Raw genomic sequence first — 24,945 nt, 5'->3', positions numbered from 1 at the left:
GCGCATTCAGGATGTTCGACGCGGTCCGATGGACTCGAACTGCGCCTTCTGCTCGTCGTTCAGCGTCGCGTAAAAATCCTCCAGCGCCGCGCGTACCGACTTGACGCCGTCGAGCATGATTTCGAGCCGCTTGCGGACCGCGGCCATGCGCGCCGGCGGCGTCATCACGTCGCCAGGCTGACATGCCGCCTTCAGAGATGAGCTGACGTTGGCGCTGGTATCCTGAAGCACCTGCAGCGCGGCGCGCTGGGTCTCGTTGGGATGCAGCCTCGCCTCGATGTCGGCGCCAGGCCAATCGAGCGCAGCGGACGCTCCGCAATTCTGGACCAGCGATCCCCCGCTATTGCCGGACGCCGTGGCATGACGCTGATCCTCGGCCAGCGCATTGAAGCGCGCCTTCTGTTCGTCAGTGAGTGAGCCGTAGAATTTATCGAGGGCCGGTTGAACGAGATCGACGGCCTTCTCCATCGCCTCGATGCGCAGCTGCATCGCTGCCAGCCGGCCGGGCGCGGTCGCGGCGACTTGCGTCGGGCAGGAGGCACGGATCATCCCGGCCGCATCGATCGAGGCATTGCCGAGTTCGTCAAGGCTTGCGCGTTGCGCTTCGGTCGGTTGCACCGCTGCGGCAATCTGGTCGATCGGCAGACCGACGATTTCGCGTCGGTCGCTGCCGCAAAGCTGATCAACCGCAACGCCTCGCGCATGTCGCCGCCCCTGCGGTCGCTGCGGCAGATAGGTCGCGAGACCGTCATAGCCATAGGGGCCGAAGATGCCGGCATAAATGTCGCGATAGCCGTAGCCCCAGAAGCCGAGACCGTCGCCCCAGATCGCGTAGTCGTAGAAGTCATTATAGGCGAACGGCCAGAACAACGGTCCGACCCAGCCATAACCGCCGCCCGGATGCTGCCACCATCCGCTGCCGGCGCCTTGCCAGCCCGCCAGCGCGGCGGCCGCTGCGATCTGGGCTCGCGCCGCCGGATTGCCGATCAGCCGGCCATTGCGGAAGGTACCGGCGTGGAAGTTGAAGGCTTTACGAAAATTCCCTGGGCGGACGGCTGCATTGCGGATCTGACCGAAGCTCGGGCCACCATGTCGAGCTCCTGTTGCGAGATGGAGTCCGCCATGATGCCCTCCCCCGCCATGCGCGTGCCCGAAGCCATGACCGCCAAAATGGCCGCCACCAAAATGGTGGCCGCCGGCGTGACCGCCTCCGTGCCCACCGCCATGACCGCCGCCGCCATGACCACCACCACCGCCCTTGCCCAGAGCCGTGCCGGCCAGCACGCAGGCAAGCGCCATCGCGGCAATTCCAGTGACGGGTCGCAACATCGCATCCTCCCGAGAGTGCCATGGAGGCATCGGAGCGTGTCGGGAATTGGAACCGGCCCGCTTGCCGAAAGTTCCCGCGGCTGCGGTGCGGCAGGCCGCTACGCTTCCGGCACAATCTTGCCGGGATTGAAGATGTTTTGCGGATCGAGCGCTTTCTTCAGCGCGCGCATCGCATCGAGCGCCTCGGGGCCGAGCTCGGCCTCGAGATATTTCTGCTTGCCCTGGCCGATGCCGTGCTCGCCGGTGCAGGTTCCGTCCATCGCCTGCGCGCGCTCGACGAGGCGATGCATGAACTCCTCGCCGCGCGCCATCTCGGCCGCATCGTTGATGTCACACAGCAGCGAGCAGTGGAAATTGCCGTCCCCGACATGGCCCACGATGGGCGACAACAGATTGAGGCGCTTGAGATCTTCCTCGGTCTCGCTGACGCAATCGGCAAGGCGCGAGATCGGCACGCAGACGTCGGTTGCGACCACGCCGATGCTGTCGCCCGGACGCAGCGCCTTGACCGACCAATAGGCGTCATGCCGCGCCTGCCACAATTTTGTGCGATCCTCCGGCTTGGTGGTCCAGGAGAAATCGCCGCCGCCGCACTCCCTGGCGATCTCGCCGAAGGCCTTGGACTGCTCGGCAACCTCGATCTCGCTGCCGTGGAATTCCATCAGCAGCAGCGGCGTCTCGGGCAGCGTCAGCTTCGAATAGGCGTTGCAGGCCTTCACCTGCGCAGCATTGAGCAGCTCGATGCGCGCCACGGGAATGCCGGTCTGGATCGCCAGGATCACGGCCTGACACGCGCCGTGCACTGACACGAACGATACCGCGCCGGCCGCGATCGTCTCGGGGATGCCGCGCAGGCGGATGGTCAATTCGGAGATGATGCCGAGCGTGCCCTCGGCACCCACGAACAGATGCGTCAGGTCGTAGCCCGCAGATGATTTCTTGGCACGCGTGCCCGTCGTGATGATCTCGCCGTCGCCACGCACGACCTTCAGCGCCAGCACGCTGTCGCGCATGGTGCCGTAGCGCACCGCATTGGTCCCGGAGGCGCGGGTCGAGGCCATGCCGCCGAGCGACGCATCCGCGCCGGGATCAATCGGGAAGAACAGGCCCTGGTCGCGCAAATGCTCGTTGAGCGCCTTGCGGGTGACGCCGGGCTGGATCACGCAATCGAGATCCTCGGCATGAACAGCGAGCACCTTGTTCATGTCGCGCAAATCGATCGAGATGCCGCCGGCGGGCGCGTTGACCTGGCCTTCGAGCGAGGTGCCGGTGCCGAAGGGAATGACGGGCACGCCGTTTTTCGCGCAGATCCGCACCACGTCCTGAATGTCGGCGGTCTCCTGCGCCATCACCACGCCGTCGGGCGGCTGGTTGACGATCCATGTCGTGGTATGGCCGTGCTGCTCGCGGACGGCCTGCGAGGTGATCAGGCGATTGCCGAAGCGTGCGGCAAGCTGCTCCAGCGCGCTTGCGAGGGCTTTCGGCTCCGGCCGCGGCGGATTATTGGTGATAGCAGTACCCACGGATCGTCCTCCCGACAGAAGAAACCGTGGCAAAGGACATCTCGCCGGTCAAGTCAAGCGACCGGACGCATAGGCAGGGAATGAGACATGCCGGACAGTGCCGCCGCCAAGCCCGAGCCGTTCCGCTCATCGATCATGCAGATCGAGCCGCAATGGATCGACTATAACGGCCATCTCAACATGGCCTATTACAACGTGATGTTCGACCGGGCGATCGACCAGATGTGGCTGCAACTCGGGATCGGGCCCGGCTACATGAAAGAGCGCAACGGTTCGACCTTCACGGCCGAATGCCACGTGCGGTATCTGCGCGAGATCCATCTCGGCGATCCCGTGCAGGTCTCGGTCTGGCTGCTGGAAGCCGACGACAAGCGACTGCACACCTTCCAGGAGCTGCGTCACGCCACCGAAGGCTGGCTGTCGGCCACATCGGAAAACATGTCGCTGCACATCGACATGAGCTCGCGCAAGGTGGCGGCGTTTCCGCCTGATATCAGCGAGCGCATCGCGGCCGTCGTCATGGCTCATCGCGCCGTGGCGCGGCCGGAAGGCATCGGCCGAAACGTGGCGATGCCTTCGAAGAGATAGCCAAGAGCTGCTGCCATCCACCTCTCCCCGACGGGGAGAGGCAGAGATGACCGCTAGATCCTCCTGCCGCGGGCGAGGCCGACCACGGCCGAGACCAGGAACAGGACGACCGCGACGAAGAAGATGATCTTGGCGATTTCGATCGACGCGCCGGCGAGGCCGCCAAAGCCCAGGATGCCGGCGATCAGGGCGATAACCAGAAACGTCACAACCCAGCTCAGCATGGTCAAAACCTCTGTTTCGTTGTCTGTGTGCGATCGGCGCGGCTGAGGCGCCTCACTTGCAGAAACAATCGCCATCTCGGAACAATGGTTCCGGCCCGCTCGGCCGGGAAATTCGCTGCCCCTCCAGGAACAAAATCACCCCACCGCGCACGTGGAAAACCGGCACTGCCGCCCCCATATTGGCGCCAATCCCTGTTATGAAGGCTCCCTTCCGCAACCCCGCGGTGCCATCGTGGGGCCAATGATTCGCATGACCGAGCCGAGCAAAATCACAGGCGTACCCGACCACCAGCCCGCAGCCGGCGGCATCGCCGCGCGTGCGCGCGCCTCCGTCGGCCCGAAATATCTGGCCGGGCTCAATCCCGAGCAGCGCGAGGCGGTCGAGACGCTGGATGGCCCGGTTCTGGTGCTGGCCGGCGCCGGCACCGGCAAGACCCGCGTACTGACCACGCGCATCGCCCACATCCTGAGCCAGGGGCGCGCCCGCCCCGCCGAGATCCTGTCGGTGACCTTCACCAACAAGGCGGCCCGCGAGATGAAGCACCGGCTCGGCCAGATGCTCGGCCACGCCGTGGAAGGCATGCCCTGGCTCGGCACCTTCCACTCCATCGGCGGCCGCATCCTGCGCTTTCACGCCGAGCTGGCGCAGCTCAAGTCGAATTTCACCGTGCTCGATGTCGACGACCAGGTGCGGCTGTTGAAGCAGTTGCTGCAAGCCGACAACATCGACGACAAGCGTTGGCCCGCGCGCATGCTGGCCGGCCTGATCGACGGGTGGAAGAACCGCGGCCTGACGCCGTCGCAGGTGCCCTCGGGCGAAGCCGCCGTCTTCGCCAACGGCAAGGGCGGCAAGCTCTATGCGAGCTACCAGGAGCGGCTGAAGATCCTGAACGCCGCCGATTTCGGCGATCTGCTGCTGGAGAACATCCGCATCTTCCGCGAGCATCCTGACATCCTGCGGCAGTATCAGCAGCGGTTCAAGTTCATCCTGGTGGACGAGTATCAGGACACGAACGTTGCGCAGTATCTGTGGCTGCGGCTGCTGTCGCAGGCGCCGTCGTCTTCGTCCTTGGCCTCTCCCCGCCTGCAGAGCGCGGCGGGTGAGGGGGACTCTCCCAGCACCGGGCTTGTGGAGAGAGCCCCTCGCCCCGTCCCTCTCAGCGCGAGCGAAGCTCGTCGCGCCCCCGTGAAGGAGGAAGACAGAGAGACGCCCCACGTCAAAAACATCTGCTGCGTCGGCGACGACGACCAGTCGATCTATGGCTGGCGCGGCGCCGAGGTCGACAACATCCTGCGCTTCGAGCACGACTTTCCCGGCGCCAAGGTGATCCGGCTCGAGCGCAATTACCGCTCGACCGGCCACATCCTGGCTGCCGCCTCGCATCTGATCGCGCACAACGAAGGCCGGCTCGGCAAGACGCTGCGCACCGAAGACCACGACGGCGAGAAGGTCACGGTGACGGGCTCGTGGGATTCGGAAGAGGAAGCGCGCGGCATCGGCGAGGAGATCGAGCAGATCCAGCGCAAGGGCGAGAAGCTCAACGAGATCGCCATTCTGGTGCGCGCCTCCTACCAGATGCGCGAGTTCGAAGACCGTTTCGTCACGCTCGGCCTGCCCTATCGCGTCATCGGCGGTCCGCGCTTCTACGAGCGCGCCGAGATCCGCGATGCGCTGGCTTATCTGCGCGTCATCAATTCGCCGGCCGACGATCTCGCCTTCGAGCGCATCGTCAACGTGCCCAAGCGCGGCCTTGGCGATGCCACCATACAGTTGCTGCACGACCACGCCCGCAAGCGCCGCATTCCGCTGTTCGAGGCGGCGCGCGCGGTGGTCGAAACCGACGAATTGAAGCCGAAGGCGCGCGGAAGTCTGCGCGATGTCGTCGCCCAGTTCGACCGATGGCGCGCCCAGCGCGAGGTCACTGCGCATACGGATCTCGCCCAGATCGTGCTCGACGAGAGCGGCTACACCGAGATGTGGCAGAAGGACCGTTCGGCTGACGCCGCGGGCCGGCTGGAGAACCTGAAAGAGCTCGTGCGCTCGATGGAGGAGTTCGAGAACCTGCAAGGGTTTTTGGAGCACATCTCGTTGGTGATGGACCGCGAGGGCGGCGCCGAGGACGACGCGGTGTCGCTGATGACGCTGCACTCGGCCAAGGGCCTCGAATTCGACAACGTATTCCTGCCCGGCTGGGAGGAGGGCCTGTTCCCGAGCCAGCGCACGCTGGACGAACAGGGCCGCGCGGGCCTGGAGGAAGAGCGCCGGCTTGGCCATGTCGGCCTCACCCGTGCACGGCGCCGCGCCATGATCTATTTCGCGACCAACCGCCGGATCCATGGCACCTGGTCGACCACGATCCCGTCGCGCTTCCTCGACGAATTGCCGGCCGCCAATGTCGAGATCACGGAATCCAAGGGCGGCTCGGCCTGGGGCGGCACCGGCGGCTACGGCGCCTCGCGCTTCGACGACATGGAAGCGTTTGGCTCGACCTATTCGACGCCCGGCTGGCAGCGCGCTCAGGCCAACCGCAACAAAGGCGGCGGGCGCAATGGCGGCGGCGGGCGGGGCGGCTTCGAGGAAGAGGCCGCGACGTTCTCGTCCTCCTCCTCGTCAGGGCCCGATTTCGGCAGCTTCTCCTCGCGCCGCCGCGGGCCGATGACGATCGAGGGCGAGCTGGTCGCCAAATCCACCGGCACGACCTCGGAATTCTCGCTCGCCGACCGCGTCTTCCACCAGAAATTCGGCTACGGCCGCGTCACCAAGATCGACGGCAACAAGCTCACGATCGCCTTCGACAAGGCCGGCGAGAAGAAGGTCGTCGACAGCTTCGTGCAGCGGGCGTGAGCAGGCCCTGCACGCGAGGCCATCCACTCAGCCGTTCAAGATGTTGGCGCCCTGGTCGTAGATGAGTTGGTGGACGTGCCCGGCGCCGGGCGCGATTTCGAGTCGCCAGCCCAGCTCCACACCAAGGCTTTTGGCCAGCGTCGTGCAGTGCTCGAAATGCCAGAGACCGCGCGCAAGACGGTGAGGACCTTGGGCCATCGCCTCGTCCCAGCGGGGCAAATCGGCGGCATCCGGGTCGTTGTCGGCCTCGCCCAGCAGGATGATCAGCCGGCGCCCCAGATATCGCCGCAGATGGCTTTCGTCGAGACCAATCCCTCCCATGCCGTCCGGATAGTCCTTGGCGAGATCAGGCAGCATGTAGCAGCCGCAATTGGCGGCAACGGCCCGATCGACGAACCCAGCCTCGTTGAGCGCGAGATAGCGCAACACAAATTGCGCGCCCGCGGAATTGCCGAACAGGCCGAAACTGTCGCGGCTCGATCCGGTCGCATGTCGAACGTGCTGAAACAGCCGGTCGATGACGCCGAAACTCCAATGATCGCGCGGCAGAACCGCGTTCTCCGGCGGCGGCCGCCGCACGCCGCCAAAATTATATGCGTAGACACCCGGGAACTGATCCGGATCGAACTCCGGCACCAGCACGATTTGCCCGTTGCGTTCGGCTTGGGGCGCGAGCAGATCGCGAAACTCCGCAGCGGCGCGGTCAACACCATGCATCGCCACGATGATGCGCGTGCGCGGGCTGCGCGAGCGGGGGCAATAGGAGAAGACCCGCATCGTTCGCGGCGAAGGGACGGCGCCTTCATCACGAAACACGAACGAGCCGGCGCCGTCGGCCAAGGTCAAATTGCTCAATTGCTTACCTCCACAAATCAGGTACTCATAATTGAAATCAACCCATCGTTACAATTTTCGGGGTCGTCAGCCTGCCATGGCTCGCTACGTCGCCATCATCGAGGACGCAGGCCCGGACGACGTCAGCCTGTGGTTTCCGGACCTGCCCGGCTGCATTTCCGGCGGCGACGACGTCCACGAGGCCCTGGAGAATGCGCCCGAGGCGCTGGCGTTCTACGCGGAGGAGCTGACAGCGGACGGCCGCGAGCTTCCGCGCCCAAGGACATTGGACGAGCTCGAGGCCGATCCGGAATTTGCCGTCGCGATGGGGAAACACACGGCCGTCCTGATCGAATTTCCTCCGCGCGACGATTTCGAGGAGTGAGGACTGTTCGCCGCACCGGCCGAACTCTCGACAGGTCTGGGGCGATCAGCCCTTGACCATGGCGAACTTCCCCGTATCAGATGCACCCATGGTCCGGGGCTTCATCACACTGGTTGGACTTGCTTTGGGGATGCCGTCGCTTGCGACGGCGGAGACCATGAGCTTTGGCGATTCGATCGGGCTCTTGGCCAAGAGCTGCGGTGCGGAAATCGTCGCCAATTGCCGCGGCGTCAATCCTGATTCCACCCGCCTGAAGGAATGCCTGTCGCGCAACCGGGACGTGCTCTCTCCGCAGTGCCAGAGCGACTATCTCACGGTGTTCGACGCGATCCAGAAGCGCATTGCCGCCCGTGCCACGGTCGCGAACGCCTGCCAGCGCGAGATCGTCAAGGTTTGCGGCGGCTCGACCAAGGAAACCAGCAAGTCGATCCCCTGCCTGGTCTCGACGCCCAAGGGCATCAGCAACAATTGCCTGAAGGCCGTCGACGACGCGGGGTATCGATGATGCGCGCAACCGGGCACGTCACCGCCGGATTCGCCATCGCATTGGGCCTCGCGCTGCTGACAGGCGCGGCCCGCGCCCAGACGGCTCCGACCCGTGACGACATCGTCGGCAAGCTCGATCATTTCGAGGACGGCGTCGAGGTCGATCTTCCGGCCCTGAAGCAGCAGGTCATGGAGCGGGCCAAGGCGCGGATCAAGAACGATCCGGGTCCGGTGAACCGGCCGCTGATCGCGCCTGACCTCGCCAAGCTGCCCGCCTTCAACGCCCAGATCCAGTTCGACGCCGATACCCCGATCATCCAGCCGGAATCCTACCAGACCGTCGGCCGGATCGCAGACGCGCTGGTTCACGCCTCGCTGCTGCCCTATACGTTCCTGATCGTCGGCCACGTCGAATCCAGTTCGAAGACGCGGGAAGCCAATGCGATCCTGAGCCAGCGCCGGGCTGATGCGATCCGCGACGTGCTGGTGAACACGTTCAAGATTTCGACCAAGCGGCTGCAGCCGATCGGCCTCGGCGAGGAGCAGTTCCTCGACCGCGCCAAGCCGACGTCGGCGGTCAACGGCCAGATGCAGATCCTGACCTTGGCCAAGGTGCCCGACGCTGCACCTGCGCATCCCCCTGCAGCGCCGGCGCCTGCGGCAAAAAAGCCCGCAAAGAGGCATTGAGCGCACGGGATTTCCGGCGGAACCCGCTGAAGTCTTGACGATTTTGTGACCTGTCTCACAGCGCGACAGCACCGCTTTGCGCGACACTCGCACCGGTTTGTGCGCTGCCCTCTCAGGTGCTATACGCTGTCGTTCATCCTTCCCGCCCCCGTGCCGACGAGACTGAAATGGCTGGCTATTTTCAACGCCAACTGGCCGATTATGTCGAATATCATCGCGATCCCTGGAATTGCGCGATGCACGTGGTCGGCATTCTCCTGCTTTTCACCGGCGCGACGCTGCCGCTGACGCGGGTCGCCTTTCCGATGTTCGGGGTCGAGGTGAGCCTGGCGGTGATTTTGGCGCTGCCCGTGCTGGCATACTGGCTGATGCTGGATACCGGCGTCGGGCTCGGCATCCTCGCGTCGATGATCGTGCTGCTTTCGGTCGCAACCGCAATCGGCAATCAGGTCTCGACCGCCATGATGTGGTCGATTTTTGCGGTGCTCATCGGTCTCGGCGTTGCGTCCCAGATCGTTGGCCACCGGGTATTTGAGGAACGGCAACCGTCGATGGTCGATCATCCCTCGCATTTCCTGCTTGGACCGATGTTCGTCATGGCGAAATTATTCATTGCACTGGGTTTTCGTCGCGACCTTGCCGCGATTCTCGCGCCTCTTCCGGCCAACTCCCTTTCAACCCGATAGCTTTCTCGAAGCGGAACAGCAAAACCTACTTCATGACTTCCGTACTGGTTACCGGTGGCAGCGGTTTCATCGGACAGCATCTCGTCGAAGCGCTCCGCGCCCGTGGGCAGCGGGTACGCGTGCTCGACGTCAGGCCGCCGGCTGCCGCGAACGCGGACGTCGAGTATGTGCACGGCTCGGTGCTTGATGGCGCCGCGGTCGATGCTGCAGTTTCAGGCGTCGAGCAAGTCTATCATCTGGCCGGCCTGCCCGGCATGTGGGTCGCCAACAAGCAGGACTTCCACGACGTCAATTTCCGCGGCACCGAGGTCGTGCTTGCGGCGGCGATGAAGCGCAACGTCTCACGCTTCCTGCACTGCTCGACGGAATCGATCCTGTTCCCCTACGCCGATCTCAACGGCGCTGCCGCCGAGGAGGCGCTGCAGCCGGCCGATGCGATGCCCGGCGCCTATACGCGCTCGAAGTCGCTCGCCGAACATCATGCCGCGAAGGCGGCGGCGAGCGGCTTCCCGCTCGTGATCGGCACGCCGACCATGCCGATCGGCGCCGCCGACCACAATTTGACGCCGCCCACCGCGATGCTGTGGTACTTCCTCCAGAAGAAGGTGCAGCCGCATCTCGACTTCCTGGTCAATCTCGTCGACGTCCGCGACGTCGCCATGGGCCTCGTGCTGACGATGGAGCGCGGCCGCATTGGCCAGCGCTACATCCTCGGCGGCGATTGCGTCAGGCTCGGCCAGATCCTGCGGATGATGTCGGCGATGAGCGGACGGCGGCAATATCCGGTCGTCGTTCCCGGCAAGATCGCCGAGCTCTCGGCGATCATGCTCGAGAAGATCTCCGATCGCATCACGCGCCGGCCGCCCAACGGCACTGGCGAGGGTGTGCGCATCGCGCTGGCCGCGAGCGACCTCTCGATCGCCAAGGCCCGCACCGAGCTCGGCTATGCGCCGCGGCCGATCGAGCCGGTGCTGCGCGAAACCATCACCCATCTGCTCGCCCGCAACGGCCAGCAGCCCTCCGGCGCCATCAAGCATCACGCGCTCTCCTCGCGCGCGAGCTGAGGCCGCCGCCCGAACCAAAGAACCTTTCCGCATGTCTTTCGATTTCAGCAAGCTTCTCTCCGTCGCCTGGGGCGGCTGGACCACGACCTGGCCGACCGAACTCCTGGCTCTGATCTGGCTCGCCTTTCTCGCCAGCTGGGTGGGCGCCTCATTCTGGCAGGGGCGCACCAAGAAGCAGGTCATGACGCTGGACTCGCAGCGCTATCGCCTGCCGATCCTGGTCGGCGGCATCCTGTACACGCCGTGGATTGCGGCGGCGCTGGGCTGGAAGCCGCTCTGGGTGCTCGGCAACACCGGCATCACCCTCGCCGCGGTCCTCTCGATCGCCGGCATCGCCTTCGCCTGGTGGGGCCGGCTGCATCTCGGGAAATTCTGGTCGAACACCATCACACACAAGGAAGACCACCGCGTCATCGACACCGGCCCCTACGGCATCGTGCGTCACCCGATCTACACGGGATTGATTTTCGGCATGCTCGTCACCGGCTTCGCGATCGGCGGCGTCACGACGATCCTCGGCGCCATCCTGATCTCGCTCGGCATGTGGCAGAAGGGCCGGATGGAAGAAGTTTTCCTGTCGAAGGAGCTCGGCGAAGACGCCTACGGCGCCTATTGCCGCCGCGTGCCGATGATCGTCCCGTTCACGTCGCCGCGGTGAGCGCGGCGTTCTCTAGCCTTTCTCCGGTACTTGATCCCGTCATCCTGCGAGGTGCGAAGCCGCCGATGCGAATGCATCGCGCCACTCCGCACCTCATCGGGATGACGGGCGGGAACTCCCTATGCAAATTCGATCAGCTGCCATTCCCACGGAATTGCCACCCTGTGAGTTCCGTCCCGGTTGACGTTTTGACCGCCAGCCAGTTGGATGCGCGCGCAAACTGGCACGACGACGTTCCATCGTCGATCTGGAGAGATCGACGATGGGCCTGAGCCCGCGCGGGGCTTGGTGCGGTCGGGCGTTGCACTGTGCCGCATGTTCGACAAGGGCTTTCCCATGAGTTTTTCCAGCATCTTTGCGCAGTTCGTCGCGTTCGTTGGCGGAGTCGCGCTGCAATGGCGCAAGCTCTCGGGCACCGCGCCCGCACCCGCCTGGGGTCAGGCGCCCGCCATTCCCGAAGCCAAGCCGCAGGGGGCGCTGCCCACCTTGAAGATGCCGACCGCGAGGGGCTGGAGCCAGGGCCAAAAGCCGACGGTCGCGCCGGGGCTCAAGGTCAACGCGTTTGCGACCGATCTCGACCATCCGCGCTGGATCGAGGTACTGCCCAATGGCGACGTGCTGGTCGCCGAGGCGACGCAGATCGCAGGTGCGCCGCGCAGTGTGTTCCACTACGCGATGCAGGCGACGATGCGCCGCGCCGCGGCGCTCGGCGTGTCCGCCAACCGCATCACGCTGCTGCGCGACAAGGACGGCGACGGCGTCGCGGAAGTCCGCGGCGCCTTCATGGAGAACCTCAACCAGCCCTTCGGCATGGCGCTGGTCGGCGACACTTTCTATGTCGGCAACACCGACGGTGTGATGGCCTTCCCCTATGTGGCCAATGCCGACGGCATCACCGCGCCGGGCAAGCGGCTCACCACTTTCAAGCCAAGCGGCCACTGGACGCGCAGCCTGCTCGCAAGCCCCGACGGCAAGAAGCTTTACGCCGGCGTCGGCTCGCTCAGCAACATCGCCGAGATGGGCATGGAGGTCGAACAAGGCCGCGCCGCGATCTACGAGCTCGACCTCGCCGCCGGCACGCATCGCATTTTTGCTGCGGGCCTGCGCAACCCCGTGGGACTTGCCTGGGAGCCGACGACCGGCGTGCTCTGGACCGTGGTCAACGAGCGTGACGGGCTCGGCGACGAGACGCCGCCGGATTACCTGACCTCGGTGCGCGATGGCGGCTTCTACGGCTGGCCCTATTGCTACTGGGGCAAGACAGTGGACGACCGCGTGCCGCAGGACCCGGCGATGGTCGCCAAGGCACTGACGCCGGATTACGCGCTCGGCGGTCACACCGCCTCGCTCGGCCTGTGCTGGATGCCCGCAGGGACCCTGCCGGGATTCGGAGACGGCATGGTGATCGGCCAGCACGGCTCCTGGAATCGCAGCACGCTGTCCGGCTACAAGCTGGTGTTCATCCCGTTCGAGAACGGAAAACCCTCAGGCCCGGCTCGCGACATCCTGTCGGGCTTCCTGTCCCCGGACGAGAAGGAATCCTACGGCCGCCCGGTTGGCGTCGTGATCGGTCCCGACAAGAAGTCGCTGCTGATGGCCGACGACGTCGGCAACGTGATCTGGCGCGTCACGGGCGCGTAAGATCTGAAGCAGTAGCACTCCACCGGCGCCCCGAGAGAGGTGCGTTCCCTCCCCCTCGTGGGGAACTCAAGTCCCCACGCACAACGTGGCGCGCTGCTTGCGGAGCAGCGCGATCACCGACAGCGCGGTGATCATCCCGGTCTTGGGATTCTCGGACGGGATGTTCTCGATGCCCATCGAGAACCGCGCCGAATCCGCCTCGACCTCGATGCGATGAACGTTGCGCGTCACGGTGGGGTCGGCCCAGACCTGCATCTGGGTGCGATCGGGCCCGATGCCCGCCAGCGACAGCGCAACGGCGACATTGACGTTTGCAGGAAAGCCCTTCGCCGCGTCGCGCGCGCTGCCCTCGAACAGCTTGAGCGGCTCGCGCAGATTGTCGATGTCGATGGTGTTCTGAACGATGAACGGCGCGCCCCTCAAGCCGTCGATCGGCTTGCGCGTGACCATCTTCACCGAATGAATCGTGCCGACCGCGGCGGCGTTGACCGCATCGAGCCCGATCAGCGCGCCCGTCGGCACGAGGATGCGGCCGCCATTGGCGCGCGCGAGATCGACGAGGTCGAAATTGTCGAGCAGCCCGCCGACGCTGACCACCACCGCGGATTTGCCGCGCTTCACCGCCGGCTCGACGATCGCACGCAACTGGCTGGTCGGCGCGCATTCGACCACGAGATCCGCGGCGTCGCCGAGCTGCTCGATCGGCAGGATCTGTGGCGGATGGCGCAAACCGCTGAGGAACGCCCGATGCTTGGCGGGATCGCGGACGGCCACGGCGGAGAGCGTCAACCCCTCGATACCCTGATCGAGCGCAGTCGCAATCTTGCTGCCGATCGAGCCCAGGCCTGCGATGGCCACCCGCAATTGGTTCGGCGCTCTTTGATCCGTCATTGCATCCCACCTTTGATCCAGAGCCGTGTCATAGCCGCTCACGCCTCGCGCGCATAGCTGCGCAGGCGCCTCTCCAGCACCGCCAAAATCGCATCGCGGGCCGGATCGCGCGAGCCGCGCAACCAGGCCGCAGCCAGCGGCAGCCGGCCGACCGGGCCGCTCTGCTTCGGCCGGAGCGGCACGAAGCGCACGCCTGATACCGCCATTCGCGCGGTCCAGCGCGGCACGATCGCAACGCCGAGCTTGGTTGCGACCAGATTGATGATGGTCTGCTTCTCGTCGGCAACCTGCACGATGCGCGGCGTCAATCCGGCCTGCTCGAACAGTTTTGTCGTGAGGTCGTGGCTGTCCGGCCGCGAGCGGCGGTCCGGTACCAGCAACGGCTCATCGGCGATATCGGCCAGCATGACCGACTTGCGCGCGGCGAGCGCATGGCGCTGCGGAAAGGCGACGATCGCGGTCTCCTGAAGCAGCGGGCGGAATTCCAGCCGCTTGTCCGCCCGGTCGGGCGGACGGACGAACGCGAGATCGAGCGCGCCGGTCAGAATCTTCGGCAACAGCCTGATGGTCTTGTCCTCGACAAGCTGCACCGAAACGTCGGAATGCCCGCTGCGGAAGTCGCGCAGCAACGGCGGCAGCAGGCCGGCTGCGGCGCTGTCGATGGCGCCGATCCGCAGCCGCCGTGCAACGCCTTCGCGCGAGCGGTTGCGCAAATTGCTCTCGACGGCCTCGACCCGGGCGAGAATGGCGCGGGCGTCGCGCAGCAGCGTCGTGCCGTCCTCGGTGAGCGAGACGGCGCGGGTCGTGCGCGCGAACAGCCGCGTGCCCAGATCCTCTTCCAGCAGCCTGATCTGGCGCCCAAGCGCGGACGGCAGCATCTGGAGATTCTGCGCGGCGCGGCCGAAATGCAGCTGCTCGGCCGCCGCGACGAAGCATCGGAGCTGATGCAATTCCATTCAAAGTCCTCACTCTCGCCCGATCGACCGAACCGGACGTGCCGGCGATTATATCATTTTTTTGTATAAACCAGTGCGAATTGAGCGCGACGGCGACCCTGCCTAGGCTCATTGCAGGCATTCCACTGACATCCCAAACGGAGCATCCCATGCGCACCCATTCGATCGCAGCCATTCCCGCCGACGGCATCGGCCCCGAGGTGATCTCGGCGGGTGTCCGCGTCCTGGAAGCGCTGGCCAAGCGCAGCGGCGACATCGCTTTCAAGGTCAGGACATTCGACTGGGGCTCGGACTATTACAAGAAGCACGGCGTGATGATGCCGGCGGACGGCCTCACTGAACTGAAGAAGTTCGACGCAATCTATTTCGGCGCGGTCGGCGCCCCCGACGTGCCCGATCACATCACGCTGTGGGGCCTGCGCCTGCCGATCTGCCAGGGCTTTGACCAATACGCCAATGTGCGGCCCACCAAGATTTTGCCCGGCGTCGCCTCGCCGCTGCGCAATGTCGGCGTCGGCGATCTCGACTGGGTGATCGTGCGCGAAAACTCGGAAGGCGAATATGCCGGCATGGGCGGCCGGGCGCACAAGGGCCTGCCGGAGGAGGTCGGCACCGAGGTCGCGGTCTTCACCCGCGTCGGCGTGACGCGCATCATGCGCTACGCCTTCCAGCTCGCGCAGTCCCGGCCGCGCAAGTTTCTGACCGTGGTGACCAAGTCGAACGCCCAGCGCCACGGCATGGTGATGTGGGACGAGATCGCCGCCGAAGTCGCGACCGAATTCCCCGACGTGACCTGGGACAAGATGCTGGTCGACGCCATGACCGTGCGGATGACGCTGCATCCGAAGAGCCTCGACACCATCGTCGCGACCAACCTCCACGCCGACATTCTCTCCGACCTCGCCGGTGCGCTGGCGGGCAGCCTCGGCGTGGCACCGACCGGCAACATCGATCCGCAGCGCCGCTTTCCCTCGATGTTCGAGCCGATCCACGGCTCGGCCTTCGACATCACGGGCAAGGGTATTGCCAACCCGGTCGCAACGTTCTGGACCGGTGCGCAGATGCTGGAACATCTCGGCGAGAGGGATGCGGCGGCACGGTTGATGAAGGCGGTCGAGCAGGTCTGCGCAGCCGGCGTGCTGACGCCTGATGTTGGCGGCAAGGCGACGACGAAGGAAGTGACCGATGCCGTGATCGACGCGATCCACGGCTCGAACGTCTGAGAGAATCCTACTTCCGCCCTGAGGGTGCCGCTGTCGGCGGCACCGCCATCGCCGCCGTCGGGTCCGGCGGCGTCAAATGGCGCGGGACGATGATCGACTGCCCCGGGGTGAGGGCTGCGTTCTCCGCAAGCGAATTGCTCTGCGCGAGCGACCACAGCGGCACGCGATTGGCTGCGGCAATGCTCTCCATGGTATCGCCGCGGCGAACCGGCATGCGCACGCCGCTGTCCCACAATTCGACCAGCGTATCAGCGGGGACGAGATAGCGCAGCGGCACCGCATCGGCCTCGGTCTGCGCCGCCTGGATGCGCGGCAGTTGCGTCACCATCTCGACGATCTGTCGATGGATGTCGTCCGACTTCTCGATGTTGATGTGCGTGACGCGGCTGTTCTCCTTGAGGTCGTAGCTTGCATAATGGCCGCGATAGCCGGGCACCGCCACGACGTTGCCGCCGCCGAGCACGCTGTCGGAGAGGAAGATGTTGATGAAGCGCTCGACATTGAGCGGCACGTCATCGGTCGCGTGCGCGGGATCGATGGTGATGACGAGGCTGATCGGGATGTTCTCCTTGGCCGCCATCTCGGAGATGAGAACCGAGCATAGCCCGCCCATGGAATGGCCGATCAGCACGATCGGCGCCGGGCTCTCCTTGTAACTGGCGATGGCGCGGTTGCCGATCAGCCGGCACAAGGTGAATTCGTAGACGTCGGCCGAGAAGCCGGCCTTGGTCAGCCTCTCGCTCAGCCGGTCGATGCCGGTCGAGAAGATCGGCCCCATGGCGCCTCGGAACAGGTAAATCTTCGGCGGCGGCTGCGGCTCGGCTGGTGGCGGATCAGGAGGCGGCGCAGGCGTCGTGACGGCCGCACGCTTCGGTTTGGCGGGCGAGGCCGCGACCAGACCGGAGTTCAAGGCGAGCAGCGCAACCGCCGCCAACACCAGAAGTCGCCTTGGATCAATCATCGAGCCCTGCAGTCCCGCCACCGGAGGCAAGCGCCTCCCTTGCGGCGCTTAGTGACCACCGATTGGGCGGAATTTGCGGCACGGATCATTTGGGCCGCGGGCCGTTTCCTTGACCCCAGGCGAGCGCAGTGAGCCGGCGGCGGCCAACAGCCGCCGCATGCCTGTTTCAGTTCCGTGCCGGCGCCATTGCTGCCGCTGAACGCGCCCCCCGCGGAGCACGGGGCTCGGCGACCGGTCCCGCCGGAGCCCGCGAGCGGGCGATCGCGGCGTCGATCTCGGCGATGACCCGGCGCTGGATCGCCTCGTTCTTGTCGATGGTGATGTGGCCGACGCCGCTGCCGCGCACGTCGACATTGTCGAGCTTGCCATGGAAACCATCGGCGGCGCGGACGGGCTCGCCCGGACCGTCGCCGATATAGATGTTGATGTAGCGCTCGGCGCCGGTCGACAGCTTGGTCTTGAACACGGAGTCGAGGCCGATCGCGAGCTTCACGGGAACGCCGAGATGGTTGAGCTTGGCGATCATGTCAGGCAGCGCGGTCGCGCCCGAGGAGTGGCCCACCAGAATGATGGTCTTGAGCCGGCCCGCCTTGTATTCCGTCGCGGCTTCATCGGCGAGCGAGGACCAGGACACGAAGTTTGCGACGGTCACCGGGATACCCTGCGCCTGCAGCCGGGCGCCGATCGTGTCGAGCCCGAGCGAGAAGATGTTGAGCACGCCACGGAGCAGATAGACATGCGTCGTCGCCGCGGCCTGGCTCGGTGCTGCCCGGGCGGAGGTCGGGGTCATGGCAACAGCTGACAGCAGAAGCAGGCAGATCGCCCACATGCGGAGAGTGGGCAACTGGCTGGCGCCGGCTGTGTGACGGCCGTTCGGTCTCATCGATGGTTTCCCTGGGGACATACAATACGCTTCGCGATTGACCGGAATCGTAGCCACGGCCTGCTCGCAGACGCAACAAAGAGCCGCGTGAACAATGATCTTAGCCGCAACCCGTGACCATCGCGCAACACTCGTTCTAAACCTGCCGCTTAACGCCCGGTTTTGAGACCATTTTTCTCTCGCCAATTGCGACGGGGCAAGGCCATTCCTATTTCAGGGTTCCGCTGCTCTCCGCCCGCCAGGGGGCGGGTTTCGGCGCCTCCCCCCACCCACACGGCCCCCATGTCCTCCATGATTTCCGTCGCCAACTTGTCCAAGACCTATGGGTCCGGCTTCAAGGCGCTCAAGAACATCAATCTCGACATCAAGCGCGGCGAGATCTTCGCGCTGCTCGGCCCCAACGGCGCGGGCAAGACCACGCTGATCTCGATCGTCTGCGGCATCGCCAATCCGAGCGAAGGCAAAGTCCTTGTCGGCGGCGAGGATATCCAGACCTCCTACCGCAAGGCGCGTTCGCTGATCGGCCTCGTGCCGCAGGAATTGCACACAGACGCCTTCGAGAGCGTCTGGGCGACGGTCAGCTTCTCCCGCGGCCTGTTCGGCAAGCCGAAGAATCCCGATCATATCGAGAAGGTGCTGAAGGACCTCTCGCTCTGGGACAAGAAGGACAACAAGATCATCACTCTGTCCGGCGGCATGAAGCGCCGTGTGATGATCGCCAAGGCGCTGTCGCACGAGCCTCAGATCCTGTTCCTGGACGAGCCCACCGCCGGCGTGGACGTCGAGCTGCGCAAGGGCATGTGGGAGGTGGTGCGCACGCTCCAGCAATCCGGCGTCACGATCATCCTGACCACGCATTACATCGAGGAAGCCGAGGAGATGGCCGACCGCATCGGCGTCATCAACAAGGGCGAGATCGTGCTGGTCGAGGACAAGGCGACCTTGATGCAGAAGCTCGGCAAGAAGCGGCTGACGCTGCATCTGCAGGGCAAGGTGAGCTCGCTGCCGGAGACTCTCAGCCAATACGAGCTCGACCTCTGCGACGGCGGCGAGACGCTGGTCTACGACTACGACACCAAGGGCGAGCGCACCGGCATCACCAGCCTGCTCGGCGATCTCCGGACCGCCGGAATCCGCTTCAACGATCTCGACACGACCCAATCGTCGCTCGAGGACATCTTCGTCGATCTCGTGAGGACGTCATGAATCACCGCGCCATCCGCGCCATCTATCTGTTCGAAATGGCGCGCACCTGGCGCACGCTGCTGCAGAGCATCGTGTCGCCTGTGGTCTCGACCTCGCTCTATTTCGTGGTGTTCGGGGCGGCGATCGGCTCGCGCATCAGCCAGGTCGAGGGCGTCAGCTACGGCACCTTCATCGTGCCGGGCCTGATCATGCTCTCGGTGCTGACACAGAGCATCGCCAACGCGTCGTTCGGCATCTATTTCCCGAAATTCACCGGCACGATCTACGAGATCCTGTCGGCGCCGATCTCATATTTCGAGATCGTGCTCGGCTATGTCGGAGCCGCCGCGACCAAGTCGATCATTTTGGGCCTCATCATCCTGGCGACAGCCGGGCTGTTCGTCCCGCTGCATATCCACCATCCGGTCTGGATGCTGGCCTTCCTGGTGCTGACGGCGGTGACGTTCAGCCTGTTCGGCTTCATCATCGGCATCTGGGCCGACGGCTTCGAAAAGCTGCAGATGATTCCGATGCTCGTGGTGACGCCGCTGACCTTCCTCGGCGGCAGCTTCTATTCGATCGGCATGCTGCCGCCGACCTGGCGCACGGTGGCGCTGCTCAACCCGGTCGTCTACCTGATCTCCGGCTTTCGCTGGAGCTTCTACGAGATTGCGGACGTCAGCGTATCCGTCAGCATCGGCATGACGGTGGCATTCCTGGCGGTCTGTCTCGCCGTGATCTGGTGGATCTTCCGGACCGGATACAGGTTGAAAAACTGATCCTTCCCGTCATTCCGCGCTCGCCCAACTACCGGTAACAGCGGAAGTGGTGATAGCCATCATAGTATCCACGGCAGTGGCGGCGACCGTGATAGGGAATGCCCAGAATGCCGTCGACTGCGCCCACAGCGCCGCCGACCCCGGCACCGACGACACCTCCGACTGCACCGCCCACCGGGCCAGCGATCCGGTTGCCTTCATAGGAGCCCTCCTGGGCGCCGCGCACGATGCCCTGGGCATGGCCGGGATGCGGCAGCGACATCAGCGCAAGAAGGACGACGGCGGCCCCGAACAGCAGGCGGACGCGGAAGCCGGCCGGCAGGACAGCGGCGGTGATACGAGCTTTGTTCATCTTTGGTCCTAAAGGGATACTGACGGCGAAAGTCGCCTGTCCGGCAGGACACGATCAACGCCTGAAGCGGCCAAATGGTTGCGCCTTTGTGACGAATTGTCGGCGATGTGAACGCATCTCCCGCTCGCGAAAATGTCAGCGCCGCCGGGACATGCGCGGCACAAAGCGGCCTTGCTTACGCCCGGCATCACGTTAACGATGGGTCGGCAGGCCGCTGGAACCAAAGCCGGATTGCAGGCATAGTGCATGCCGGGGGACGGTGAGCCGCGGCGTTATTGGTTGAGCATGATCTTTCCGGAAAACCGCTACACACTTTTCCGGATCATGCTCGGCGTGAACAGGCCGGAGGCCAGACGTCAGATGCGTTCCTTATTCTTTGTGTTCACTTCCTTGATGCTTTTGAGCGCGGGCACCGCGCAGGCCAAGGTCGACATTACCGTCGACAAGGACAATCAGCAGATGACCGTCGTCGTCGACGGGGTCACGCGGTATCACTGGCCGGTGTCAACAGGCATCCCCTCGCGCGAGACGCCAAGCGGGTCCTTCCGCGCCTTCCGAATGGAGGAGGATCATTTCTCCAAGGAATTCGACGACGCGCCGATGCCGCACTCGATCTTCTTCACCAAGGTCGGACACGCCATCCACGGCACCGACTCGGTCGGACGATTGGGCACGCCCGCCTCGCACGGCTGCGTGCGGCTGTCGCGCCAGAACGCCTCGACGCTCTACGCGCTGGTGCAGGAGCAGGGCGTGCTCAACACCACCGTGACGTTGACCGGCTCGGCGCAGGTCGCGCTCGCGCGCAGTCGCGGTCGCACCAACAGCGCAGTCGCCCGCGCGCAGCAGCCGGCCGAGGAGCAGCAATACGCCACCTCAGGCGATCCCGTGAACCTGACGCCGCCGCTGCAGCCCGCGCGGCGCTACGTCCAGCAGGACGACAACTACATCTATCCCGCCGACGGCAGCGACACCGGGGCGCGCTATCCGGCGCCGCGCCCGATCACCCGCCCCTACGGTACGCAGGTCTACCAGCAACTGCCGCAAACGCAGCCGACCTACGACCCGGCCTATAGCCAGCAGGGCTACTACTATCAGCCGCAGCGGCGGCAGTATTATCAGCCGCGCAACTACTACCAGAACTGATGTTATCGTTTGAACGCGGCGTCGCCGCGTTCGACGATCTTCCCACGGCATCGACGAACGCGCGCGACCGGCTCGAGGATGCCGGCGGGCTTCTTCGCAGCGGCATCGGATATCGCGCACGACGGCTGGGTCGGGACGAGCGCCGCGATCGAACGGCAGATTGACCATAAGAATCTTGCCGGCGACATCGCTCTCGCGTCATATGCTCTTCCCTTCACTCGGGTTGCGAACCGTGATGCCGTCACCCATTGCGACAATTCTGACCGTGCTATCGGTTCTCACGACAGGACACGCCATGACTGGACAAGCGATGGCTTTCGATATCGAGGCGCATCGCGGCGGACGGGCGCTGCTGCCGGAAAACACCCTGCCGGCCTTTGCCAACGCGCTCTCGATGGGGGTGGATACGCTCGAGCTCGACGTCGGCGTGACCGCCGACGGCGAGGTCGTCGTGTCGCATGAGCGCGGGCTTAATCCCGATCTCGCACGGGATGCCAATGGCGCCTATGTCGCCGCGCCGGGAACGCCGTTCGTGAAGCTGCGCTTCGCCGATGTCAGGAGCTACGACGTTGGCCAGATCCGGCCGGACAGCGCCTATGCCAAGCAGTTTCCCGACCAGCGCGCGCTGCCGGGGACCCGCATTCCCACGCTGAAGGAGTTGTTCGCGCTGGTGCGCAAATCCGGCAACGAACGCGTGCGTTTCAATATCGAGACCAAGATCGATCCGGATCACCCCGAAGAATCGCTGGAGCCGCAAGCCTTCGTTGCCAAGCTGCTCGGGGTCGTCGAAGACGAGAAATTCTCCGACCGCGTCATGATCCAGTCGTTCGACTGGCGGACGCTGCTGCTGGTGCAGCGCCAGGCCCCGACCATTCCGACCGTGTACCTGACGATCCAGCGCGGCTCGGCACCATCGGTCACCCTCGACAAGGCCACGAGCTGGACGGCGGGCTTCAACCCGGCCGATCACGGCGGTTCGCTGCCGCGCACGATCAAGGCCGCGGGCGGCGCGGTGTGGTCGCCCTATTTTGGCGACGTTACCGCAGCACTTGTCGCCGAAGCCCATACGCAGGGATTGCGCGTCGTGGTCTGGACCGTCAACAAGCCTGACGACATGGCGCGGATGATCGCGTTCGGCGTCGACGGCATCATCTCTGATCGGCCAGACCTGCTGCGACAGGTCGCCGGCGAAAAAGGAATAAAGCTGCCAGCGGGGACGCCGGTTCAGCCGTAGGCGTCGGATCTACGGCTCCCCGTATCGCAGGCGCCGGTACAGCGCGCCGAGGACGTTGGAATAGTCGTCGGTCCAGACCCGCACCTTCTCGTCCGCCTCGGTCTCCTCCCACTGTTTTGAAGAGGCGAGCTTGCCGACGTCTTCAGCCTCCCGCGCGGAAATGACGACGTCGGTGGAGAAGATGTAGTCGGCGTCGCGGCCCGAATCCTCGTCAAACACCCAGCTTTTGAGGTCGTTGGCATCGGCAATGCCGACCACGACGGGCTCGAGATCGAGATGGCGGTTGGAGACGTGCATCACCACGGCGCCGTGCGGAGCGAGCTTGTCCTTGTAGATCTTCATCGCCTCTTCGGTCGCCAGATGAATCGGGATTGCATCCGACGAATAGGCATCGACGATAATGAGGTCGTAGACACCGTCGGGCTCCCGCGCGAAGGTGAGACGCGCATCGCCGATCACCGGCTTCAGGTCCGGCTGGCAGCTCGAGATATAGCGGAAATTCTTCGGGTCGCGCGCGGCATCGACCATGGACTGATCGATCTCGAAGAATTTCCAGTCCTCGCCGGGCTCGGCGGCACAGGCGAGCGTGCCGGATCCGACGCCGATCGCCGCGACCTTCAACGGCGCGCCCTTGCGCTCGCGCACCGCGGTGACGGCCTGACCGATCCCGCCGTCCTTGTGATAGTAGGTGATCGGCTCGGGCCGGCCGGTGACCGGCGTGCCGTCATTGTTGCGGAAGCGCTCGGCGCCGTGAATCGTGGTGCCGTGCATCAGCACATGGAAATAGCCGCCGGGCGTCACGACGATCTTGTGCACACCGAAGAAGCTGCGCACGGTGGTGACCCGTCCTTCGTCCGAAGGATAGATCCGCGTCAAGGCCAGCGCCAGCGCGACGGTGGCAAAGATCTTCCAGCGCCCCGCATTGAACGCCAGCGCCAGGAGCGCGGCGAGCATGCCGACCGCGCAGGCGACCCAGACGCGCTGATCCTCGAACCAGGTCGAGAGATCGCCCGTCATGGTGGACGGCACAACGAGCGCGACCGCGAGCATGGCCAGCGCCAGCCAGTACCATCTCACGATGCCCGCAACACGCTCGTTCGCCGACGGCCGGCACAGCGCCGCGAGCGCGACCAGGATCGGATATTCGGCGATCCAGGAGAAGGTGAAGGGCGCGACAAGGCCGGCAAAGAGACCGCCGACCATGCCGCCGAACGACAGCGCGACATAGAAGCCGGTGAGATATCTGGCTGCGGGACGGGTCCGCGCCAGTTCGCCGTGGCAGGCCATCGCGATGATGAAGAAGCACAATTGGTGGCCACCGAGCGTCAGCAGCAAATTCTGCTCGCCGCCGAAGGCGAGCAGGAAGATGACGCCCGCGATCGCGACCGGCTGCAGCATCAGCATCCATTTGTGCGGCAGCAAGGGACGCTTCTGGAACACCACCACCCAGGTCAGCAGGTACAGCGACAGCGGCAACACCCAGAGCAGCGGCGCGGCCGCGACGTCGGTCGAGATGTGCGCAGTGACTGCGATCAGGAGTCCCGACGGAACCGCCGCAAGGAAGATCCAGCGCAGCCGCGTCGCCACTGTGGGCGCCGGCGCATGTGCCTCTTCGGTTTGCGCAGCGACGACAGCCGGCTTCGGCGAGCGCAGCAGCAGCACGCCGCAGGCTGCGATCAGCAGGATCAGGAGACCATAGCCGCCGGTCCAGAGCCGGTTCTGCGCATGAAGCGTGAACATCGGCTCCAGCAGGAACGGATAGGACAACAGCGCCAGGAAGCTGCCGATGTTGGAGGAGGCGTAGAGGAAGTACGGATCATGGCCGTCAGGATGGCCGGTGCGAACGAACCAGGCCTGCAGCAGCGGATTGTTGGCGGCGAGCGCGAAGAACGGCAGGCCGATCGACATCACGAACAGGCCGAGCAGCCAGACCGCATAACCGGACGCCGGCGGTTCGCCATAGGCGCTGGCGATGCCGAGCGGCAGCGTGATGAAGGCCGCAATCAGCAGCACCAGATGCACCACGACCGGAACCGCGCGATTCCTGATCTGCATGAGCAGATGCGCATAGGCGTAGCCCGCCAGCAGCAGCGACTGGAAAAACACCATCGCCACCGACCACACCGCCGGCGAGCCGCCGAGCCGCGGCAGCACCATTTTCGTGAACAGCGGCTGCACCGAAAACAGCAGCAGCGCACTGACGAAGATCGCGGCGGTGTAGACCGCCAGCAGCAGCCGGTTGCGCGACAAGGACGGCTGCTCCGTGGCGGCGGGTTGCACGATCGAATCCATGGGAGCTCCGGCCAAAGCGTTTTCCAGCGAAGTGGGCACCGGTTCGCCCGAGAAAACGTGTCGAACAAAGGCCCGGCGGGCGCCGGGCGGGCGCAA

General features: G+C 65.0%; 24 protein-coding genes. 14 read left to right on the top strand and 10 right to left on the bottom strand.

The annotated features are described in order from the left end of the window. Positions 1–6: 6 nt before the first annotated feature. Positions 7–1,329, bottom strand: a complete 1,323-nt coding sequence (locus tag ACVWZ4_RS20705; RefSeq protein WP_456741065.1) for a Spy/CpxP family protein refolding chaperone — start codon at positions 1,327–1,329, stop codon at positions 7–9. 98 nt (positions 1,330–1,427) lie between these two features. Next, on the bottom strand, positions 1,428–2,852 hold the full coding sequence (locus tag ACVWZ4_RS20700; protein ID WP_456735993.1) for an FAD-binding oxidoreductase: 1,425 nt from the start codon (positions 2,850–2,852) through the stop codon (positions 1,428–1,430). 87 nt (positions 2,853–2,939) lie between these two features. Between ACVWZ4_RS20700 and ACVWZ4_RS20695 the strand changes: the two genes are divergently transcribed. Continuing rightward, positions 2,940–3,440, top strand: a complete 501-nt coding sequence (locus ACVWZ4_RS20695) for a thioesterase family protein (protein WP_456699011.1) — start codon at positions 2,940–2,942, stop codon at positions 3,438–3,440. A 53-nt stretch (positions 3,441–3,493) separates the two neighbouring features. Here ACVWZ4_RS20695 and ACVWZ4_RS20690 read toward each other — a convergent pair whose 3' ends face one another. Then, complete coding sequence (locus tag ACVWZ4_RS20690; RefSeq protein WP_045006173.1) at positions 3,494–3,664, bottom strand: DUF1328 domain-containing protein; 171 nt, start codon at positions 3,662–3,664, stop codon at positions 3,494–3,496. 241 nt (positions 3,665–3,905) lie between these two features. On the opposite strand from ACVWZ4_RS20690, the gene ACVWZ4_RS20685 reads away from it, so the two are divergent. Next, entirely contained in the window at positions 3,906–6,509 is a 2,604-nt protein-coding gene (locus ACVWZ4_RS20685; protein ID WP_456741064.1) for an ATP-dependent helicase, read from the top strand. A 27-nt stretch (positions 6,510–6,536) separates the two neighbouring features. Here ACVWZ4_RS20685 and ACVWZ4_RS20680 read toward each other — a convergent pair whose 3' ends face one another. Continuing rightward, positions 6,537–7,364, bottom strand: coding sequence for a hypothetical protein (locus tag ACVWZ4_RS20680; RefSeq protein ID WP_456741063.1), 828 nt, complete (start codon positions 7,362–7,364; stop codon positions 6,537–6,539). Between the two features lie 76 nt (positions 7,365–7,440). On the opposite strand from ACVWZ4_RS20680, the gene ACVWZ4_RS20675 reads away from it, so the two are divergent. The 7 genes from ACVWZ4_RS20675 (at position 7,441) to ACVWZ4_RS20645 (ending at position 12,950) form a co-directional block, all read left to right on the top strand. Further along, positions 7,441–7,728: a type II toxin-antitoxin system HicB family antitoxin gene (locus tag ACVWZ4_RS20675; protein WP_456699014.1), complete on the top strand. Its 288-nt coding sequence runs from the start codon at positions 7,441–7,443 to the stop codon at positions 7,726–7,728. 88 nt (positions 7,729–7,816) lie between these two features. Further along, positions 7,817–8,233 (top strand): hypothetical protein, encoded by a 417-nt coding sequence (locus tag ACVWZ4_RS20670; RefSeq protein ID WP_456735996.1) that lies wholly within the window; start codon positions 7,817–7,819, stop codon positions 8,231–8,233. Beyond that, positions 8,233–8,901, top strand: coding sequence for an OmpA family protein (locus tag ACVWZ4_RS20665; RefSeq protein WP_456742242.1), 669 nt, complete (start codon positions 8,233–8,235; stop codon positions 8,899–8,901). Before ACVWZ4_RS20670 ends, ACVWZ4_RS20665 begins: the two co-directional genes overlap by 1 nt. A 167-nt stretch (positions 8,902–9,068) precedes the next feature. Continuing rightward, complete coding sequence (locus ACVWZ4_RS20660; protein WP_456699015.1) at positions 9,069–9,587, top strand: Mpo1 family 2-hydroxy fatty acid dioxygenase; 519 nt, start codon at positions 9,069–9,071, stop codon at positions 9,585–9,587. Between the two features lie 32 nt (positions 9,588–9,619). Next, positions 9,620–10,651: an NAD-dependent epimerase/dehydratase family protein gene (locus ACVWZ4_RS20655; RefSeq protein ID WP_456741062.1), complete on the top strand. Its 1,032-nt coding sequence runs from the start codon at positions 9,620–9,622 to the stop codon at positions 10,649–10,651. Positions 10,652–10,682: 31 nt separating this feature from the next. After that, complete coding sequence (locus ACVWZ4_RS20650) at positions 10,683–11,309, top strand: methyltransferase family protein (RefSeq protein WP_456735998.1); 627 nt, start codon at positions 10,683–10,685, stop codon at positions 11,307–11,309. Between the two features lie 336 nt (positions 11,310–11,645). Beyond that, the gene (locus tag ACVWZ4_RS20645; RefSeq protein WP_456741061.1) at positions 11,646–12,950 is read left to right on the top strand and encodes a PQQ-dependent sugar dehydrogenase; all 1,305 of its coding nucleotides are present in this window, start codon (positions 11,646–11,648) and stop codon (positions 12,948–12,950) included. Between the two features lie 66 nt (positions 12,951–13,016). Here the strand turns inward: ACVWZ4_RS20645 and ACVWZ4_RS20640 are convergent, their stop codons facing one another. Then, on the bottom strand, positions 13,017–13,841 hold the full coding sequence (locus tag ACVWZ4_RS20640; RefSeq protein WP_456736000.1) for an aspartate dehydrogenase: 825 nt from the start codon (positions 13,839–13,841) through the stop codon (positions 13,017–13,019). A 38-nt stretch (positions 13,842–13,879) separates the two neighbouring features. Beyond that, positions 13,880–14,797 (bottom strand): LysR family transcriptional regulator, encoded by a 918-nt coding sequence (locus ACVWZ4_RS20635; protein WP_456699019.1) that lies wholly within the window; start codon positions 14,795–14,797, stop codon positions 13,880–13,882. A gap of 149 nt (positions 14,798–14,946) precedes the next feature. On the opposite strand from ACVWZ4_RS20635, the gene ACVWZ4_RS20630 reads away from it, so the two are divergent. Beyond that, complete coding sequence (locus ACVWZ4_RS20630; RefSeq protein WP_456699020.1) at positions 14,947–16,020, top strand: tartrate dehydrogenase; 1,074 nt, start codon at positions 14,947–14,949, stop codon at positions 16,018–16,020. 7 nt (positions 16,021–16,027) lie between these two features. Here the strand turns inward: ACVWZ4_RS20630 and ACVWZ4_RS20625 are convergent, their stop codons facing one another. Then, a complete protein-coding gene (locus tag ACVWZ4_RS20625) occupies positions 16,028–16,981 on the bottom strand; it encodes a LysM peptidoglycan-binding domain-containing protein (protein WP_456736001.1) in 954 nt (317 codons plus the stop codon). Between the two features lie 166 nt (positions 16,982–17,147). Then, positions 17,148–17,864, bottom strand: coding sequence for a hypothetical protein (locus tag ACVWZ4_RS20620; RefSeq protein ID WP_456699022.1), 717 nt, complete (start codon positions 17,862–17,864; stop codon positions 17,148–17,150). A gap of 282 nt (positions 17,865–18,146) precedes the next feature. Here ACVWZ4_RS20620 and ACVWZ4_RS20615 point away from each other — a divergent pair, with 282 nt between their 5' ends. Both ACVWZ4_RS20615 and ACVWZ4_RS20610 read left to right on the top strand, forming a co-directional pair. After that, positions 18,147–19,070 carry an ABC transporter ATP-binding protein gene (locus ACVWZ4_RS20615; protein ID WP_456741060.1) on the top strand — a complete coding sequence of 308 codons (924 nt, stop codon included), beginning with the start codon at positions 18,147–18,149 and terminating at the stop codon, positions 19,068–19,070. Beyond that, complete coding sequence (locus ACVWZ4_RS20610; protein WP_456699024.1) at positions 19,067–19,828, top strand: ABC transporter permease; 762 nt, start codon at positions 19,067–19,069, stop codon at positions 19,826–19,828. The genes ACVWZ4_RS20615 and ACVWZ4_RS20610 overlap by 4 nt, the downstream gene beginning before the upstream one ends. Before the next feature lie 28 nt (positions 19,829–19,856). Here the strand turns inward: ACVWZ4_RS20610 and ACVWZ4_RS20605 are convergent, their stop codons facing one another. Further along, positions 19,857–20,180, bottom strand: coding sequence for a hypothetical protein (locus ACVWZ4_RS20605; protein ID WP_456741059.1), 324 nt, complete (start codon positions 20,178–20,180; stop codon positions 19,857–19,859). Positions 20,181–20,540: 360 nt separating this feature from the next. On the opposite strand from ACVWZ4_RS20605, the gene ACVWZ4_RS20600 reads away from it, so the two are divergent. After that, positions 20,541–21,323 (top strand): L,D-transpeptidase family protein, encoded by a 783-nt coding sequence (locus ACVWZ4_RS20600; RefSeq protein WP_456699026.1) that lies wholly within the window; start codon positions 20,541–20,543, stop codon positions 21,321–21,323. A 295-nt stretch (positions 21,324–21,618) separates the two neighbouring features. Further along, on the top strand, positions 21,619–22,557 hold the full coding sequence (locus tag ACVWZ4_RS20595; RefSeq protein ID WP_456741058.1) for a glycerophosphodiester phosphodiesterase: 939 nt from the start codon (positions 21,619–21,621) through the stop codon (positions 22,555–22,557). A 9-nt stretch (positions 22,558–22,566) separates the two neighbouring features. On the opposite strand, the gene ACVWZ4_RS20590 is transcribed toward ACVWZ4_RS20595, so the two are convergent. Beyond that, positions 22,567–24,849 carry a spermidine synthase gene (locus ACVWZ4_RS20590; RefSeq protein ID WP_456741057.1) on the bottom strand — a complete coding sequence of 761 codons (2,283 nt, stop codon included), beginning with the start codon at positions 24,847–24,849 and terminating at the stop codon, positions 22,567–22,569. Positions 24,850–24,945 lie beyond the last annotated feature (96 nt).

This window comes from Bradyrhizobium sp. USDA 4472 (assembly GCF_054058595.1).
This window is presented reverse-complemented; position numbering and strand designations above follow the sequence as displayed.

Coding starts and splice junctions, on each gene's coding strand:
- ACVWZ4_RS20705 (WP_456741065.1), bottom strand. CDS start 1,329: ATGTTGCGACCCGTCACTGGAATTGCCGCGATGGCGCTTGCCTGCGTG.
- ACVWZ4_RS20695 (WP_456699011.1), top strand. CDS start 2,940: ATGCCGGACAGTGCCGCCGCCAAGCCCGAGCCGTTCCGCTCATCGATC.
- ACVWZ4_RS20690 (WP_045006173.1), bottom strand. CDS start 3,664: ATGCTGAGCTGGGTTGTGACGTTTCTGGTTATCGCCCTGATCGCCGGC.
- ACVWZ4_RS20685 (WP_456741064.1), top strand. CDS start 3,906: ATGATTCGCATGACCGAGCCGAGCAAAATCACAGGCGTACCCGACCAC.
- ACVWZ4_RS20675 (WP_456699014.1), top strand. CDS start 7,441: ATGGCTCGCTACGTCGCCATCATCGAGGACGCAGGCCCGGACGACGTC.
- ACVWZ4_RS20670 (WP_456735996.1), top strand. CDS start 7,817: ATGGTCCGGGGCTTCATCACACTGGTTGGACTTGCTTTGGGGATGCCG.
- ACVWZ4_RS20665 (WP_456742242.1), top strand. CDS start 8,233: ATGCGCGCAACCGGGCACGTCACCGCCGGATTCGCCATCGCATTGGGC.
- ACVWZ4_RS20660 (WP_456699015.1), top strand. CDS start 9,069: ATGGCTGGCTATTTTCAACGCCAACTGGCCGATTATGTCGAATATCAT.
- ACVWZ4_RS20655 (WP_456741062.1), top strand. CDS start 9,620: ATGACTTCCGTACTGGTTACCGGTGGCAGCGGTTTCATCGGACAGCAT.
- ACVWZ4_RS20650 (WP_456735998.1), top strand. CDS start 10,683: ATGTCTTTCGATTTCAGCAAGCTTCTCTCCGTCGCCTGGGGCGGCTGG.
- ACVWZ4_RS20645 (WP_456741061.1), top strand. CDS start 11,646: ATGAGTTTTTCCAGCATCTTTGCGCAGTTCGTCGCGTTCGTTGGCGGA.
- ACVWZ4_RS20640 (WP_456736000.1), bottom strand. CDS start 13,841: ATGACGGATCAAAGAGCGCCGAACCAATTGCGGGTGGCCATCGCAGGC.
- ACVWZ4_RS20635 (WP_456699019.1), bottom strand. CDS start 14,797: ATGGAATTGCATCAGCTCCGATGCTTCGTCGCGGCGGCCGAGCAGCTG.
- ACVWZ4_RS20630 (WP_456699020.1), top strand. CDS start 14,947: ATGCGCACCCATTCGATCGCAGCCATTCCCGCCGACGGCATCGGCCCC.
- ACVWZ4_RS20625 (WP_456736001.1), bottom strand. CDS start 16,981: ATGATTGATCCAAGGCGACTTCTGGTGTTGGCGGCGGTTGCGCTGCTC.
- ACVWZ4_RS20620 (WP_456699022.1), bottom strand. CDS start 17,864: ATGAGACCGAACGGCCGTCACACAGCCGGCGCCAGCCAGTTGCCCACT.
- ACVWZ4_RS20615 (WP_456741060.1), top strand. CDS start 18,147: ATGTCCTCCATGATTTCCGTCGCCAACTTGTCCAAGACCTATGGGTCC.
- ACVWZ4_RS20610 (WP_456699024.1), top strand. CDS start 19,067: ATGAATCACCGCGCCATCCGCGCCATCTATCTGTTCGAAATGGCGCGC.
- ACVWZ4_RS20605 (WP_456741059.1), bottom strand. CDS start 20,180: ATGAACAAAGCTCGTATCACCGCCGCTGTCCTGCCGGCCGGCTTCCGC.
- ACVWZ4_RS20600 (WP_456699026.1), top strand. CDS start 20,541: ATGCGTTCCTTATTCTTTGTGTTCACTTCCTTGATGCTTTTGAGCGCG.
- ACVWZ4_RS20595 (WP_456741058.1), top strand. CDS start 21,619: ATGACTGGACAAGCGATGGCTTTCGATATCGAGGCGCATCGCGGCGGA.
- ACVWZ4_RS20590 (WP_456741057.1), bottom strand. CDS start 24,849: ATGGATTCGATCGTGCAACCCGCCGCCACGGAGCAGCCGTCCTTGTCG.